Origin of the sequence: Dysgonomonas sp. GY617 (assembly GCF_015233815.1) — a bacterium.
Lineage (GTDB): Bacteria > Bacteroidota > Bacteroidia > Bacteroidales > Dysgonomonadaceae > Dysgonomonas_A.
This window is the reverse complement of sequence record NZ_JADCLR010000002.1, coordinates 84565-102563: the sequence shown is the minus strand read 5'-3', so window position 1 is coordinate 102563 and position 17999 is coordinate 84565. Positions and strand designations below refer to the sequence as shown.

Genomic DNA, 17999 nt, shown 5'->3' with positions numbered 1-17999 from the left:
ATGTGCTGCCTGTATAAGCAGGTCACACATTCTCTTATCTAAATCTTTTAATTATGTTTCGGCATTTGCATGATACTCCAGTTAATACCAAATCTATCTGTCAGATTGCCATAATTTGGCGAAAAAGGTTTTTCTCCTAAAGGTTCAATTATCTCTGCACCTACTGCCAGTTTATCGAAAGTTTCTTTTACATTTTTATCATCAAAAAAAACAATATCGAGATGAATATTATTACCAACAATAAATTTTTCACCGGGTAGAATATCCGAAACATTAAAACAATTACGACCAAAATCGAGTCGGGCATTTTCAATGCGTTTTCTAGTATTTTCGTCCAATTGATCGGCAGTAGTATCACCCTTGCCTTCTCCATAACGGATCATATTTTCTATTTTCCCGTTAAACACTTCTTTGTAGAAATTAAGAGCTTCTTCGGCTTGTCCGTCAAATGTAATGTAGGCTTTTACTAACATAATTTTTCTTGTTTTATTCATTATACTTTGTTATCATCAGCAAAAGTATAAGCAACAAGTGACAGCCTTATGTCAGTAGCAAAAAAGAAAATTTAATAAAAGAACAATAGGCCTGACGCCTTATTTTAATGACGCCATATCTATCACATATCTGAATTGCACTTTTCCATCCAATACATTCTTATATGCCTCATTAATCTTCTGAATAGGAATAACCTCCACTTTTGGATAAATATTGTTTTTAACCGAATAATCCAGCATTTCTTGTGTTTCGCGAATGCCACCAATAAGCGAATGATATATTTTACGTCTGTTCCACAAAGCATATGTGCTCAATGTTGGAGTTTGATCTATGGGAGGTACGCCCAAAAGCACCATTGTTCCATCCACTTTAAGCATAGCCAAATATGGTTCTACCTTAAAAGCAAAAGGAATAGTACTGATAAGCAGATTAAACGAATTATTCAATCCATTCATTTCTCCCTCATTCTTTGTATTCACATATTTTACGGCTCCCATATCTAAGGCAACTTGACGCTTATCGTCTGTTATATCGAAGACCGTAACTTCCGCCCCCATCGATATAGCATATTGCACTGCCATATGTCCTAAGCCTCCAAATCCTGCAACAGCAACCTTATCGCCTTTCTTGACATGATTATAACGCAACGGCGAATAAGTAGTTACACCTGCACAAAGAAGGGGGGCCACTTTATCTAATGGTACATTATCAGGAACAGTTATAGCAAATGATTCTTTAACAACAATATTTGTAGAATAGCCACCTTTTGTATATCCCTCGTCTTCGCTACTGCCATAGGTAAATGTAGCACCTTTTGTACAAAATTGCTCTTCACAAGCTTTACAGTATTCGCATTCACCACACGAATTTACCATACAACCCACTCCGGCAATATCGCCAACCTTAAATTTATGTACATTTTTACCCACCTTGGTTACACGTCCCACAATTTCATGCCCCGGAACGCAAGGATAAGGGGTATCGCCCCAATCACCTTTAACAGTATGTATATCTGAATGGCAAATACCTGAATAAAGAATATCAATCAGAATATCGTTGTTGCCAACCGCACGACGTTCAAACTCGTATGGAACAAGATCGCTTTTGGCATCCATTCCGGCATAACCTTTAGTCTTGATTCGTTCATCGTGTGAATGATTGGTCTGTGAATGAAGATAATTGCAAAATAATAGGAATACTAAAGATAATAGAATGTGCAGGGGTAATTTTTTCATAGGTAATCGGTGTTAAATGAATAGACAATTTCTCTCTATTTAATATGATCGGTCAGAACAGAAAAACCCTACTAAAAAGATCTAAATTTCACATCATCAATGCGATTATCTAATTCTAAAAATATAGTTTAAATAAAAAAATAAAGTCCATGACAATAAGTAGTTTTATTATCATGGACTTAATCCTCAATCAATAATACATTTCGGGAGAAGACGGAACCAACTCAACATACAAGGCGTCGTTTTTCTCTAAGAAATATATCTTATTTTCTCTTGCCAACCATCCCAAAGCCATTAGTATCAATCCATCTCGATAATTGGTTAATTCTCCAATTTGGCGTACAGATAATATACCCTTCTCTGAAAGATGTCTCCAAATAGCTCCCGCATCAATACCAATATCTTTTTTCAACATATCAATTAATTTTTGTGGTTTCTCTTTTAACAAAAATGCACAAAAAACAGCAAAATCTAATGTTCAATTTTTCTTTTAAAATGTTCAAAACATATCTTCTATGTCAAGAAACATAAGATTTGTTAAACTTAAGCCTCACTTATCTTAAATATCAGTAGACAAGTAGTTTCGTCAATCTTATTATATAGTAATTCTTCTTTTTCTTGTATATCTTCGGCATAGCAAAATCCTTCATCTTCCATATCTTCAGACCAAAGTAAATCTTGATGCTCTTTACACAACTTTCTTATATTCTTTATATCTTCGGTGAAGGAAGTATGCATATTGGAATATGTCAATAATGTAATAATAGTTTCTAATTTATGCTGAGTTATATCTGACGTATTTTTGATTACGCGAAAATCCTTCGGCTTTAATATCTGCTCGCTTTGTACTACCAAATTCATTCTTCTGTACAATGCTTGTAATTCTTCAATACGCTTCTCAATCAGATCTTTTTTATCTCTTTTTATCTGTAATTTTCGGTCTAATACTTCCGGAATATAAACAGCTAGAAAAATGGTAACCACCAAAGTTCCTAAATCTACCATATTGATGGTTTCAGCAATAGGTATATTATAATAATGACGAACAGCTACACCAACAATAAGACCTATAATAATCAAAGAGATATACAAGAAATATTTCAAAAAGCGATTGGAATCTTTCATTTGGAAAATTTTATGTTAATAAATCAAAGGAACTAATATCAACAATAAACAAATGTCTGCACCAATTGGTTCTTTACATATAAACGAATATACAGAGAACTATGGATTTACACTCAGGACTACCTTATTGGATTATAAAAAATCCTCTTTATGATTATTTTAATCCTCTGGAAAAAGATATCACAATTGATGTTGCAATTATTGGGTCAGGGATTACAGGAGCTTTAGTTGCTCACGAATTATGTGAAGCCGGACTAAAATGCTGTGTAGTTGACAAACGTACCCTCACAACCGGAAGTTCCTCAGCAAGCACCGCATTATTGCAGTATGAAATAGATGTGCCTCTATATAAAATGGCTAAAGAACTGGGAGAGGAGAAAGCAGTTTTGGCATACCGATCGTGTTTACAGGGAATTACAGACATTGAGAAAATATTTACCGACATTGGCATCAATCCTGATTTTGAAAGAGTTCCTAGTGTTTATTATGCAAGTAACAAGCAAGGTTTATCTCTAATTGAGAAAGAGTTTGAAATACGTAAGAAACACAACCTACCCGTCACATTTTTAAACAGTAAAGATTTAAAGAAGAAATACGATATTGACGCTCCGGGAGCTTTAATGAATAAAGAATCCGCACAAATAGATGCTTATTTAGCTGCTATAACCCTTTTGGATTATCACAGAAAAAAAGATAACCTGAAAGTATATACCCATACAGAAATAGACCAATGGACTGAAACTACAAAAGGTTATGAACTATCAACAACGAAAGGGAAAACCATAAAATGTAAGTATGTAGTAATAGCTGCCGGATTCGAAGCAGGTAAGTTTCTTCCCAAGCAGGTAATGAAACTTACTTCTACCTATGTTATAATCTCTCAACCTGTACTACCCGAATATTTATGGTACGAAAAAAGCCTTATTTGGGAAACAAAAGACCCTTATTTATATATCCGCACCACTAATAAAAATAGGATTATGGTAGGTGGTGAAGATGAAGAATTTAAAGACCCTGTAAAACGCGATAATCTCTTAAGAGAAAAAACTGTAATTCTCGAAAAAAAGTTTAAAAAGCTATTCCCCAAAATACCTTTTGTTACCGATATGTCATGGTGTGGAACATTCAGCTCGACAAAAGACGGACTACCATATATCGGAACATGGCCGGGTAAAGACAGAATGTTCTTCGCTCTCGGGTATGGCGGCAATGGCATTACCTTTAGCATAAACGCAGCTCAAATGATAAGGAATAAACTTGAAGGAAAAACTGACCCTAGAGGAGCTGTTTTTGGTTTTGAACGTGATTCTAAAACCCGATAGCAAGTAAACAAATAACACAAAGCAGAAAACCCATCTATAACTCTAATATTCAAAACAATAACAATCCACTACAATTAATGAGTGTATCATTAAATACTTTCATTTACTTATATATATACTATTTCCTCAATAACAGTTAAATAGACTCAAAACACAAAACTTTTTACAGACGTAGGCGGTTTAAATACAATACGACTTTAATAAAACAATTATGGAAAATAAAAATCAAAAAGCTCCGGATTATCTGAAAGATCCACATCTGAATGTCGAAACTAAGGAATATTTAAAAGTTCTGAATGGTGGAGGTCCGGCAGTTGAAACCCTCTCAAAAGAGGATGCCCGTAATGTACTCACAACTGTTCAGGCAGGGGTAAAAGTAGATGTCTCAGGCATTGAAGAATCAGAAAAGACGATAACATATAATTCTCAGACTCTTAAGTTAACCATCGTTCGCCCTAAAGGAGTAAAAGAAAAACTACCAGTTTTTATTTTCACTCACGGAGGAGGATGGATATTAGGAGATTACCCAACGCATAAACGCATGGTTCGCGACTTGGTTGTAGAATCGGGATACGCTGCAGTATTTGTTAATTATACTCCTTCACCCGAGGCTAAATATCCACAAGCTATTCATGAAATTTACGAGGCCACCAAATGGGTCGCTGAGCATGGTAATGAAATAAATGTAGATGGTAAACGCCTTGCGTTAGTAGGGAATAGTGTCGGCGGAAATATGTCAATCGCAACTAGCTTGATGGCTAAGAAGAATAAAGGCCCCGAAATTAAAGTTCAAGTTCTATTATGGCCTGTGGCAGACACTAATTTTGAGACCGATTCATACAAAATATATGCTGAGCAAAGATTTCTTACTTCTTCTTTGATGAAGTGGATGTTCGATCAATATACAACCGACCCTAAAGAACGTAAAGAAATATATTTAGCTCCATTACAAGCTTCATTAAGTGAATTGAAAGGTTTACCGCCTACTGTTATTCAGGTAGCCGAAAACGATATTTTAAGAGATGAAGCTGAAGCTCTTGGACGTAAACTAGATGAAGCGGGTGTAGATGTAACAACAGTTCGCTACAATGGTGTTATCCACGACTTTGGACTATTAAACGGATATGCAGCTATACCGCAAACACGTTCTTTATTTACATATACAGCAGCAGTATTAAAACATTACTTAAAATAAGGTCTAAATTTTTTATTGTTTATCCGAGAATAGAAACAATCAAAATCAAAGGCGCTAAGCCATAAAATATAAACTATTAATTTATACAGTTATGAAAAAAGTAATTTTAGGAGTAGGAATAGGTATAGGAATTATTTGTTTAGTTCGAAAGATGTATAACGACGGACAACTTGACTGTTGTTGCGATGAAGTTGATAAATTCTTGAGCAAGTCTAAAAGGAATTTAAGAATTGCTGCAGATGCAGCAAAGCACGAAGCTGAATACATCAAGGAACGTGTAGAAGATACTATAGGAAAGAAGTAAAACTAAATAGTTACCTGATTTAAAAGAGAAAGAGGATAATCAATTGATTATCCTCTTTCTTTGTTTATTAGTATAATTTATTACACAATCCACAAATCTACAAAGTGTTCTTTTCGGTCATCTATCATCACAAAAGTATCTTTGTTCTCTTGTTGTTGCCCATCAAAAATCAGACGAGGCAATGACGAATCTTTTATCCGTAGAATTGTAATATGATACACTGTATCTTTATAACGATAATGGATTTTATAACTATCCCATTTCTGAGGTAATTGAGGTAATAATTGTAATTTATCTCCCATTAGATTTATACCCAATAGAGTCTCGACCAACAAACGATACATCCATGCTGCAGAACCGGTATACCATGTCCAACCACCTCTTCCGAGATGCCCTTCAGCAGCATATACGTCAGCAGCAATCACGTAAGGCTCTACTTTGTAAGTTGCAATATTCTCGGCTGTATCTCCATGATTTACCGGATTTAGCAATCCGAAGAGCTCCCATGCCTTCTCGGTTTCACCCATCAAAGCAAAGGCAAGAACTGTCCAAATAGCACCATGTGTATATTGTCCGCCATTTTCGCGTACCCCGGGAATATATCCTTTGATGTAACCAGGATTGAGATCTGACTTATCGAACGGAGCTGTAAATAATTGGATTAATTTATCCTCACGGCGAACAAGTTGTTTCTCAACTTGCTCCATCCCCATCAACGATCGCTCGGGATCTCCTGCTCCACTTATTATAGACCAACTTTGAGGAAGTGAATCAATATGACATTCATCATTCACTTTCGATCCTAGAGGTTCACCATTATCAAAATAAGCACGGCGATACCATTCACCATCCCAAGCTTGCTCCCTTATGTTGTTTCTCAACACTCTGGCTTGTTCTATACAATGATCGGCAAATGCTGTATCATTGCGAAGAGTTGCTATTTTCGAGAATTTAAGTAATACATCATATAGGAAAAATCCGAGCCAGACACTTTCGCCTCGTCCTTTTTCTCCAATAAGGTTCATACCGTCATTCCAGTCACCACAACCAATTAGCGGCAAACCATGTACCCCGAATTTAAGTCCGTATTTAATACTTCTTACGCAATGTTCATAGAGAGTAGCCGATTCTTGTGAACGTCCCGGTAAATCATAGTACGATTCTTCATCAGGATGCAGTAACCGCCCCTCGATAAATGATACTCTTTCATCAAGAATACCCGTATCTCCAACAGCTGATACATATCGGCAAGTAACATAAGGCAACCATAGATAATCGTCCGAGAAGTGAGTTCTCACACCTCGTCCCATAGGCGGATGCCACCAGTGCTGTACATCACCTTCCACAAACTGCCTGCTGGCTGCACGAAGAATTTGCTTACGTGTAATAGATGGTTCGGCATGTACTAATGCCATTACATCCTGTAACTGATCGCGGAAGCCATATGCCCCACCCGATTGATAATATCCTGAACGAGCCCATATACGGCTACTTAGTGTTTGATACAACAACCATCCGTTTGCCATCATATTTACCGAAGCATCGGGAGTATCTACGTTGACGGTTCCCAATGTACGATTCCAATAATCCCATACACCTTTTAATGCCTCCTTGGCTGCACCCGTATGTCGGAAACGTAAAACAAGGTCGCGCATTTCTTCTTTATTATGAGCAAAACCAAGTCGGAAACGAGTATCGCGTTCTTGCCCGTCTGCCAGATCAAATACTACCTGCATAGCGCCACAAGGATCTAGTCCTGCACCTACTTTCCCCGAAAGGCGGCTGCGTTTCATAGCTGCCGGTTGTGCAAGGCTTCCATTCTGACCTATAAATTCGGTACGATCTCCCGTTAATGTTCGGGCTTCTCCCACATCCATAAAGGCAATCTTACCAGCAAAGCCTATATTGTAGAAGTTACGGGCAAATAATACTCCTGTACGTACATCTATTTCTGTTTGTACATGCAGCAAACTCTTCTGACGCAAATCGGCAAGCACCCATTCGTAATATCCTGTAACAGATATTTTACGAGGTCTTCCCGAAACGTTCTTAAGTTTCAGTACACCAAATTTTATCGGTGCATCCATAGCCACATACATCGTGAATTCCGATTCAATACCATTTTCGGTATGTTCAAATATGGTATAGCCAAACCCATGTCTTACCACATAAGGAGTTGTTCCTTTTGCAGGAAGTGGTGTTGGCGACCAATACTCTCCCGTTTGCTCGTCACGTATATAGAAAGCTTCACCCGAAGTATCTTTCACCGGATCATTGTTCCAAGGTGTAATACGGAACTCATGTGCATTTTCTGCCCAAGTATAAGCTCCTCCACTCTCCGAAATAACCGTTCCAAAATGCTGATTTGCCAGCACATTACTCCAAGGTGCAGGTGTAGTTTGTCCAGCTTCAAGAGTTATAACATATTCGTGCCCATCGGGTGTGAATCCCCCCAAACCGTTTTCGAAGATCAAATCCCTTTTAAGAAGAGGTTTCTCTACTTTCGTACTAACGGAATGTGTAGGATGGAAAGATGCAACTTGTAACTCGGCAATAGTAAGAGATTGCAATTGTTTAGACAAAGTTCCCAACTCATCCGAAAGAACGATACGTGCTGCAGCTTGCAACAATAACATATCTTCGCGAGGAACTTGCTCGATACGACGAACAAAGATACCTCCCGCTTTCTCCAACAATGGAGCCTCTATACCTGATGATATAAGATTGACAATTTCATCGTGTACCGATTGACGATACACTGAAACATCTTCGTTCAAGATAACCAGCTCGGCAGTCAAGCCCTTCATACGCCAATAAGCATGAGCAAGTACCATCTGTCTGACTAATTCTATACCCGAAACATCTGATATTCGCAACAACACCAAAGGTGTATCTCCTGAAATACTATAACTCCAAAGCCCATCTTGTCCTCGTCTATTATTTTTCAAGATAGGTTGAGAAGCACGACGTTGAGCATTGGCATACACCAAGGCTCCGGCTAATTTACTATATAATTGAGCTTCTGTTTCTACAATACTAAGTTGATTGAGAACTACCTGACTATGCGTCCAGGCCAATTCGAAAGCCCGTTCGGTCATACGAGCATTTTGATACTTATCGGCTAAAGCAACGGCAACTTCACGTGTATCAGCCATTCCCAACAAAACAGATACCGTTACGGTTCTACCTGCCGGAATAGTTACAGTACGACGCAGCGAAATAGCTGGATCGAGCACAGAACCACTGCTGTTCGACAGTTGTCCCTTATTCTCCATAGCCAAAGGATTGGCTAAAGTACGTCCCCTACCAACAAAGGCTGAGCGGTCTGTTTCGCATGAGATTTCTCCCTGCTGATTACCAGAAGCCAATATTAGATGCAACAGATATGGAGGGTTCTCATTCTCCGATCGTGCCCTTCGGGTACATAATATAGCCGAAGAATCGGGTAAAAACTCAGTTTGAACAAAGAGATTACTAAAGGCTGGATGTGCCTCATCTGCTGCCTGAGGAGCAATTACCACTTCACTATATGTAGTAAGCTCTATTGTTCGAGATGTTTGAGAACGATTGATTAATCGTATACGTCTCAATTCAACATCATCTTCGGGCGAAACACAGATTGTAGTGTGTACCTCTAAGTCACCTTGTCGTTGGCGAAATTCGGCATACGCCTGCGTAAAAATCGCCTCATCATTTTTACCTTTATGTAAAGTGGGTTGATAAGTTGTAGACCAGAATTCTCCGGAATCTTTATCTCTCAAATAAACAAACATACCCATATTATCGCTAGTCGAATCTTCACGCCAACGATTAACAGCTATATTTTGCCAACGGCTATATCCGCTACCACTATTACTTACCATAACATGATAACGACCGTTTGATAATAGATTGACTTCCGGAGCAACCTCCATATCATGGAAGCTTCGGACTACTTCCGAGCTATCAACCAATAGCGGATGCAGACCTTTTATTTCGAATTCCGAGTCATCGGATATCGCAGTCTCTGATATATTATGAGGTATGCGCTCTTGCAACAAAAGCTCAGAAGCTTTAAGCATAGGACAAGCCATAAAACGCCTTTGCATAGAATTGTCTTTTATCAGATTGACCAAAGATAACAAACTCATACCCTGATGGTGTACCATAAACGAATGAATATTTACGCTCTTTTGATCGGGGCGAAGATGCAATGGTGTATAATCAATAGCTTCATAATAACCATACATTCCCTCGTGACCTGTCTCACTCAAGCGTTGCATATTTTCGCATGCTTTCTTGGGAAGAACCATCAATGCCATAACGGTAGCATAAGGCGTTATTACCAAGTCTTCCGACAGACCTCGTTTTAATCCCAGACTGGGAATACCGAATGCTTTATATTGATAATTCTGAGAAGTATCGGTTCTATTATATCCCGACTCCGAGATACCCCAAGGCACTCCAAGTGTTTTACCATATTCAATTTGAGCCTTAACCGCCACCTTATAAGTCTGATCGAGCAAAGTATGTTCAAAATTAGGCATCACTAAAAGAGGCATCAGATATTCGAACATCGATCCACTCCATGATAGTAACACAGGCTTACCTTGCGACACGACTAACAATCGGCTTAATGAGAACCAATGTTCCTGAGGAACTTGTCCTTGTGCAATAGCTACATAACTACACAATCGGGCTTCTGAAGCTAACATATCGTAAGACGAATTATCCATACGTTGTTCGCTAACATTATATCCGATAACAAATAGTTTTTTTGAAGTGCTATAAAGAAATGCAAAATCCATTCGTGCAAAAGATTCACTCTGTGCAGCCAATGCTTTTATTATTTGCATTCTTTGAGCAGCATGTTTCACAGCTAAGCGTAGATCCGATAGCCAAGCATTCAAATAAGCAGTTATGCGTTCTTTAGCAGATGGATCTTTAAGACTCCGAAGATTAACTAACTCTTCTTCTATAGAGAGACAAAGAGAATCTTCCAATCTACAGATTTCACGTAATGTAAGACCTTTATCTAGTTCTTTAAGTTTTGTAATAATCTCATCCAACTTATTATTGAACCCTTCATGAGGTGTTGGTTGATTTATTTGTAACCAAGGAGCAACATACAATAACTCCTCTATATGATCTTCAATATTATTCTGTAAGGTTTGCACCCACGATTCTACTTCTTTATTTTCGAGAGACAATGTCTTACTTAGACTTTCTGTCTGATGTTTTACAGACTTCAACAGAGCAAGCGCTCCTTGTAATGATTCAGGGCTTGCCTCCAAATCTTTTTCAAGCTGAGCTATTGCTGGATTTTTCAATGTATACCGCTTCATAACACGTACAGTATCCAATAAGCCTGCAAAAATAACCGGAGTATAAACAGGGGCATCTTTCAATTCTTTCAATCCCTCACCTAAAGTAAGCAAGTGACCTGCTAAGTTTCCGCTATCAACACTCGACACATACAACGGAGGAAGAGGTTCTAGAGTACGTGTATCATACCAATTATATAAATGTCCACGATACTTTTTCAGATCACCCATTGTTGTAAACGTTAGCTGAGTACGTTCCAGCATTTTTCCTGCCGAAAGGTATCCAAAATCATATGCCGACAAGTTTGCCAACAGAGAAAGACCTATGTTTGTAGGCGAAGTTCGCGATGCTATAACTGGTATGGGCACTTCCTGAAAGTTATCTGGAGCCAACCAATTTTCTTTAGCATTTACAAATGTCTCGAAGAAGTACCATGTTTTACGGGCAATACGATGCAAAAGCAAAGATTGTTCTGTTGAGAAATCAGGTTTCTTCGGTTCAAAAGGACGACTAATAAACCAAGCAATACAAGGAGCCGCTGCCCAAACAATCCAAACAGGGAAAGAACAAAGTAACAAAAGAGGGTCAAATACGGCTAGAAGTCCTGCGCAAACTATTGCAAAAGCAGGAGAAAACCACATTGCCGAATAAAAACTCGATAATGAATTACCTGCTGTTTGCTCTGCATCGATGGATGTTTTCCATTTTAGCAGATGCTTGTGTGTTACTAATAAACGCCACAATGTAGACACTATCGCATCCATATTTAGATAAGCCTCATAAGGTAATAATACCAATGAGAGCAGAACTTGTTTTAATTGACGCCAGCTTTTTCTGAAAGCATCCTGCAAGTGCATCAACAACGACTGATCTTGCGATTTATAAAGAATATTGGTTGATAAACCTAAAAGGACAGGCAACAAAGCAATAATCCCTACCAATAAAGGCATCAACCATATACTTTGAGGAAATAGTACATAAAACAATACTAAAAACAGAAGAAAAGAAGGTGGTAACAAACTACGGCGAAGATTGTCTATCATCTTCCATCTGCCCAATCTAGATATAGGATTCTTAGCCGCTTTCTTTTGAAAAGTGGGAACCCATGGCAATAACCACTGAATAATCTGCCAATCGCCACGTACCCAGCGATGACGACGAATTGCATCCATATTATAACCGGGAGGATAGGCTTCATACAGCTCTATATCACTTATTAATGCCGAACGCACATAAGTAGATTCTAACAAGTCGTGACTTAATATCTTATTTTCGGGAAGTCTGTCTGCTAAAACTTGCTCAAAGGCATCCACATCGTAAATACCTTTTCCAACAAATGATCCTTCACGGAACACATCTTGATATACATCAGAAATAGCACGTGTATATGGGTCAATACCCGGATCTCCTGATACCAAACGTGTAAACATTGAGCGTTGGCTACTAACCAGATTAATAGACACACGAGGTTGAAGAATACCGTAACCATTGACTACAACATTTCGTTTTGGGTCTATAACAGGGTGATTCAATGGATGTGCCATTGCTCCTACCAACTGATAGGCTATATCGCCTGGCAATTGTGTATCGGTATCTAACGTAATAACGTATTTCACAGACGAAAGTATAGATGTATCGCCTTCGATCAGAGAAAACGCATTATCGGATTTCCCTCGTAATAGGGCATTAAACTCCATCAGTTTTCCACGCTTACGCTCATATCCCATCCATTTATCTTCTCCCGAATTCCAACGACGTGGACGATGGAATAAATAAAAGATAGAATTAACAGAGTTACTATCAGTAACATATTTTTCATTTAGCATCTGAATGCCCCTTCTGGCTCGTTCTAGAATCGTATCATCCGACTCCATAACTTCTTGGTCAGCATCGGAGAAATCTGTAAGAAGCGCAAAATGAAGTCGTTTATCTCTATTCGACAAATAATGTAATTCGAGATTATCTATTAATCGGTCTACTGTATCAGGGCACGAAATAATTGTTGGAATAACTACCATTGTACGATACTCAAGGGGAATACCCTCTGAGAAATCGAGACGGGGTAATATCTTCGGTTTTACAAGTATCATGGTAAGCCAGTTAACCAAATCGACAACAAGCTGACTAACACACAAAAGAAAAATAACAGACAAGAGAATGGCTTTCCAGTTATCGAATGATATACCTCTGGTTTCTAAGATACCCATAAGCGCTCCAGCCCCAACAAAAGTAAGGAGAACAATGCCCCCGCCATAAGAGATAAGGGGGTAATTATGAATTCCTCTACCTAAGACCGTATTCAAAGGCTCTTTTACTTTCAAAGACTTATTCAAAATAGCTTGTCCGTCTCCCACTAAGTAAAAGCCGATGTGCGTATTTAAAGCATCTTGTTGCTGTTTTTTCGCTTCTTCGGCTAACTGAATTACTCTCTCAGCAACCTCAACTTCCGAAGATGGGCAATATTTTGCTATTGTTTCTATTCTATGGCGATAATGGTCACGAGTGGTGAAATCCATCTGACCATAAATATTATTAGGGTCCTTTCGAAGAGTAATTTCTACAAGACTCAATGTTTCTACAAATACTTTCCAATCTGTAACTGCTAATGCACGTAAGCTACCAATACTATGGCTTACCGACAATTGATCGGCTGCCTGAGATTGACTTTCAAGATGGATAAGTTCTTCAATAGTCAGTCCGTCCTCCGCCAATCTTTGTTCGAGCCATCTACGGGCTATATGGAGCATTGGATTTTGTGATGAAAGACGTTGACAAAATTCTGAAACAAAAGCACTCGAAAGAGGTATATTAGACTTAGCCATATCAGAAACCACTTCGATAAGTCTCGAAGGTCTTTTCTTTGCCATAAGCTGAAGCTTATCTACCCACGCATTTGCAATATCTCGATGCGACTGCTTCTCTCGTAAACGGCTTACAATACGCTGTAAATTTTCGATAAGTGCCAATCGAAGCATAATAGGTACAGCCCATAACTCACCCAATTTCAGATGAGATTTGGTTTGATATGCCTCTATAAAAGCTTTCAACGATTCTTTATCAATCTGAGCATCCACATGTGAAAGAAGTTCCAATACTATGCTATAAACACGAGGCAATCTTTTCGACACGCCTGTTTCCAGACACGGCAATTCTTGACTATACTTTTTAGGAAAATGTCGACGAGCCAATTGAACGTGTTCTTCAACCAGATAAAAATTATCAACCAGCCATTTAGTAGCAGGAGTAATATTTTCTTGCTTATTAAGTATAAGTGTCGATTTATTAAAATCGCGCAATACTTTATCATTGTAATTGAGTCGCTCGAGCAAAAAATTGTCTTTCCGACCGCTTGTCAGTTTTTCTTCTGAGGCAAGCTTTTTTGCGTGCTGAATAAGCTGATCAATCGTGAATAATTCATCACGTAAAGGTTGTTCTTCTGTCTTTTTATGCAAATACCTTATTTTATCCATATTTCTTAAAGTTACGTTATCAGCTATAAAGTAATGATCACTACTTTAGCTAGTTATTACACAATTCACAGATTCTATCGTTTTGTATATCTTATACATTTCGCTGCTCTAAAAAAAGAGAGCATAGAATCTGTCTCCTTCTTTAAACTGGTTAGATAAATGCCCAATACTACTATAATGTAGTTTAAAAGCTATTTTAGAGTAAGTTAGTTGTTGTATGAAGTAAGCTCTTTGACCCGTTCTATTTTGTGAATAATAAAACACTCAATAGTAGAAGCTTATGGTTCAGTAAACAGGTTAGAGAGGCAAGTATTATTTACAGTTAAGTTTTCGCTCAGATAATCTCAAATAATTGATTCCCTTGCTGATTGTCCGAATAATGTATTAATTCGACAACCGATGTTGTTATTTATGTAATCAGCGTGTCTCGCTGATTTTCTATCGGTTAAATCCGATTCTTACAAAGCAATCTCTACCAGATTTCTTTTTTCATTTCAATTGGCAACTTTGTTATTGCTGAGTAAATCCAGCAATAACAAAGTTTATAACCTTAAATAAGATTCCCTACCATTTTTCGAGGGTCAACCCATTCATCAAATTCTTCGGCTGTAACAAAGCCTAATTCAAGAGCTGCCGCTTTTAAAGTCGTATTGTCTTGATAAGCTTTCTGAGCAATGGCTGCCGCTTTATAATATCCTATTTTAGAATTAAGAGCAGTAACAAGCATTAACGAATTATCAAGATTCTTTTTTATAGTTTCAGGAATAGGTTCAATACCCACCGCACAATGGTCGTTAAAGCTTACACATCCCTCGCCAATCAAACGGGCACTATGAAGAAAATTATAGATAATCATAGGCTTGAATACATTCAACTCGAAATGTCCCGTAGCACCACCTACGGTTATAGCAACATCATTACCCATTACTTGTGCCGCAATCATAGTCAAAGCCTCACATTGAGTAGGGTTCACTTTTCCGGGCATAATAGACGACCCCGGTTCATTTTCAGGAATATGAATTTCACCAATACCCGAACGTGGACCTGAACTAAGCATCCGAACATCATTAGCTATTTTCATCAAACTTACAGCCACCGTTTTTAATGCACCATGAGTTTCTACAATAGCGTCGTGACTAGCTAGTGCTTCAAATTTATTGGGTGCTGTTACAAATGGCAAACCTGTTAATTGGGCTATCTTCGCCGCTACATTTTCAGAATAGTTATGGGGTGTATTAATACCCGTTCCTACTGCTGTTCCTCCCAGAGCTAATTCTGACAAGTGAGGCAATGTATTTTTTATCGCACGCAATCCGTGATCAAGTTGTGCTACATATCCGCTAAATTCCTGCCCTAATGTAAGAGGTGTTGCATCCATAAAATGGGTACGTCCGATTTTCACAACCGACATAAACTGCTTGCTTTTTTCGGCAAGCGTGTTTCTCAGCTTTTCAATTCCGGGAATAGTTTTCTCTATCAACATCTTATAGGCAGCAATATGCATAGCAGTAGGAAACGTATCATTCGATGATTGAGATTTGTTTATATCGTCATTAGGCATCAAAACCTTTTCCTTATCTGATAGTTTTCCTCCATTCAATACATGTCCACGATTAGCAATTACTTCGTTTACATTCATGTTCGATTGTGTTCCACTACCCGTTTGCCATACAACCAAGGGAAACGAATTATCGTGTTTATGTTCTAATATCTCATCGCAAACACGCGATATCAGATCGCACTTATCGGCAGACAATACTCCTGCATCTTTATTGGTTATAGCTGCGGCTTTCTTTAAATAAGCAAAGGCGTGAATTACTTCTCGGGGAATGCGGTTAATATCCTGAGCAATCTTAAAGTTATCGATACTACGTTGTGTTTGAGCTCCATAATATGCATCTGATGGAACTTTTACTTCACCCAGAGTATCTTTCTCTATTCTAAAATCCATATTATACGTTTTTTTAGAGTTTATATCCTAGTACAATCGGAGTGTATTAAGAGGCAGTGAGCTTTTAACACACTAATATTTAAAACAAGTAACATATATTTCAATTCTGACCAAAGTAGTAAACAGGTCTAAAGCCTCAATCTAAGGTGGTCATAATTTAGGTTCTTCATTCTAATTTTCATAATCAAACACTTCCCTCTTTAAGCATAAAGAATTTTGAAATTTATCCCTACACTCAAAAAAGGTATAACAACGAAAATAAATAAAGTCTATATTATATAAACAAGATTAAGCTCGTATTGTTTTGTAGAACAAGATCTTTTGAAATAACAAATAGGAGTATTAAGTAGCTATCCGAACAGCTAAAACAAACAATCAGATTGTTTTACTAAGCACAAATTATTACGTTTTTTTGAATGTCTCTTGGCAAATCTGAAGTATCTTTGAAAAAAAGGAACAAGACGAAAATGATTAACTAATATGTATCCAGACCTTATCCATCATATCCAAAGTTACATAAAATTAGAGGAAGATCAAATTAAAACCGTCTCTAAATATTTTAAGCGAGTACACCTTAAGAATAAAGAATACTTATTGGAAGAGGGACAAGTTTGTAAATCATACTTTTTTGTAGAGAAAGGATGCGCACGTATGTTCTTTTATACAGACAAAGGTGCAGAGCAAATAACTCAGTTTGCTTTAGAGAATTGGTGGATTACCGATTATTTTAGTTTTGCCGACCAAAAACCATCTGCATATAGCATACAAGCTATCGAGAAGTCCGAGATATTAGCAATTGACCATCTATCTTTTGAGAAGCTACTTAAGGAAGTACCCATATTGGAACGCTATTTTAGAATTATCATGCAAAGAGCCGTAGCTGCATCACAATTAAGAATTAAACTACTTTACGATCTATCTAAAGAAGAGCTATACCTACATTTCAGTTCTAATTTCCCGGAATTCATTCAACGAATACCACAATATATGCTAGCTTCATTTCTTGGGCTTACACCCGAATACTTAAGTGAAGTCCGAAAAAAGAAATACTAAAGTCTTAGACTTTTTTTTATTGCTTTGGTAATATTTCCATTACTTACTCCCTATTTCTTAAACTGGCTTAATTTTTTCCAACATCACTTCCTGTAGCTTTGCATTAAATAAATAGAAAAGCAATAATTATGAATAAGGCAGTAAAACTAACAGAGAAATTTTTTGATGTTATTAATCACGAAGGAGTAGTATCAATTGTATCTTGGGGACTTGACGAACCCCATATCGCCAATACATGGAATTCTTATATTGTAGTAACAGAAGATGGCAGAATCTTGATTCCTGCATATGGGTTACGTAAAACTCAAAAGAATGTAGAGGTAAACAACAAGATAAAACTAACATTAGGAAGCAAAGAAGTTCTGGGTTATAAAGATTATCAGGGTACTGGCTTTTTAATTACAGGCACAGCCCAATATCTGAGCTTGGGTGATGACTATGACATGATGAAAGAGAAGTTTTCTTTCTTGTCACGAGTATTAGAAGTAACGATTATATCTGCAAAACAAACATTATAAAAAAATTACACTTTATAATAAAAAAGG

At 37.6% G+C, this 17999-nt stretch carries 11 protein-coding genes; 5 read left to right on the top strand and 6 right to left on the bottom strand.

Features of this window, described 5'->3' with window-relative positions; genetic code table 11:
* Positions 1-47: 47 nt before the first annotated feature.
* The 4 genes from IR022_RS04075 to IR022_RS04060 all read right to left on the bottom strand — a co-directional run bounded on the left by IR022_RS04075 (position 48) and on the right by IR022_RS04060 (position 2855).
* Complete coding sequence (locus IR022_RS04075; protein ID WP_194202714.1) at positions 48-494, bottom strand: VOC family protein; 447 nt, start codon at positions 492-494, stop codon at positions 48-50.
* A 99-nt stretch (positions 495-593) separates the two neighbouring features.
* Positions 594-1730 (bottom strand): NAD(P)-dependent alcohol dehydrogenase, encoded by a 1137-nt coding sequence (locus IR022_RS04070; protein ID WP_194202713.1) that lies wholly within the window; start codon positions 1728-1730, stop codon positions 594-596.
* A gap of 190 nt (positions 1731-1920) precedes the next feature.
* Complete coding sequence (locus IR022_RS04065) at positions 1921-2145, bottom strand: winged helix-turn-helix domain-containing protein (RefSeq protein ID WP_050709289.1); 225 nt, start codon at positions 2143-2145, stop codon at positions 1921-1923.
* Between the two features lie 128 nt (positions 2146-2273).
* Complete coding sequence (locus IR022_RS04060) at positions 2274-2855, bottom strand: hypothetical protein (RefSeq protein WP_194202712.1); 582 nt, start codon at positions 2853-2855, stop codon at positions 2274-2276.
* Positions 2856-2956: 101 nt separating this feature from the next.
* Here IR022_RS04060 and IR022_RS04055 point away from each other — a divergent pair, with 101 nt between their 5' ends.
* From IR022_RS04055 to IR022_RS04045, 3 genes are all read left to right on the top strand, one after another.
* Positions 2957-4177 (top strand): NAD(P)/FAD-dependent oxidoreductase, encoded by a 1221-nt coding sequence (locus tag IR022_RS04055; protein WP_194202711.1) that lies wholly within the window; start codon positions 2957-2959, stop codon positions 4175-4177.
* Between the two features lie 211 nt (positions 4178-4388).
* Entirely contained in the window at positions 4389-5372 is a 984-nt protein-coding gene (locus IR022_RS04050) for an alpha/beta hydrolase (RefSeq protein WP_194202710.1), read from the top strand.
* A 91-nt stretch (positions 5373-5463) separates the two neighbouring features.
* Positions 5464-5676, top strand: coding sequence for a hypothetical protein (locus tag IR022_RS04045; protein WP_050709285.1), 213 nt, complete (start codon positions 5464-5466; stop codon positions 5674-5676).
* Positions 5677-5756: 80 nt separating this feature from the next.
* Here the strand turns inward: IR022_RS04045 and IR022_RS04040 are convergent, their stop codons facing one another.
* Positions 5757-14450 (bottom strand): GH36-type glycosyl hydrolase domain-containing protein, encoded by an 8694-nt coding sequence (locus tag IR022_RS04040; protein ID WP_194202709.1) that lies wholly within the window; start codon positions 14448-14450, stop codon positions 5757-5759.
* A gap of 550 nt (positions 14451-15000) precedes the next feature.
* On the bottom strand, positions 15001-16401 hold the full coding sequence (fumC, locus tag IR022_RS04035) for a class II fumarate hydratase (RefSeq protein WP_194202708.1): 1401 nt from the start codon (positions 16399-16401) through the stop codon (positions 15001-15003).
* A gap of 480 nt (positions 16402-16881) precedes the next feature.
* Between fumC and IR022_RS04030 the strand changes: the two genes are divergently transcribed.
* Entirely contained in the window at positions 16882-17454 is a 573-nt protein-coding gene (locus IR022_RS04030) for a Crp/Fnr family transcriptional regulator (protein ID WP_194202707.1), read from the top strand.
* Between the two features lie 128 nt (positions 17455-17582).
* A complete protein-coding gene (locus IR022_RS04025) occupies positions 17583-17972 on the top strand; it encodes a pyridoxamine 5'-phosphate oxidase family protein (RefSeq protein WP_194202706.1) in 390 nt (129 codons plus the stop codon).
* Positions 17973-17999: the final 27 nt, after the last annotated feature.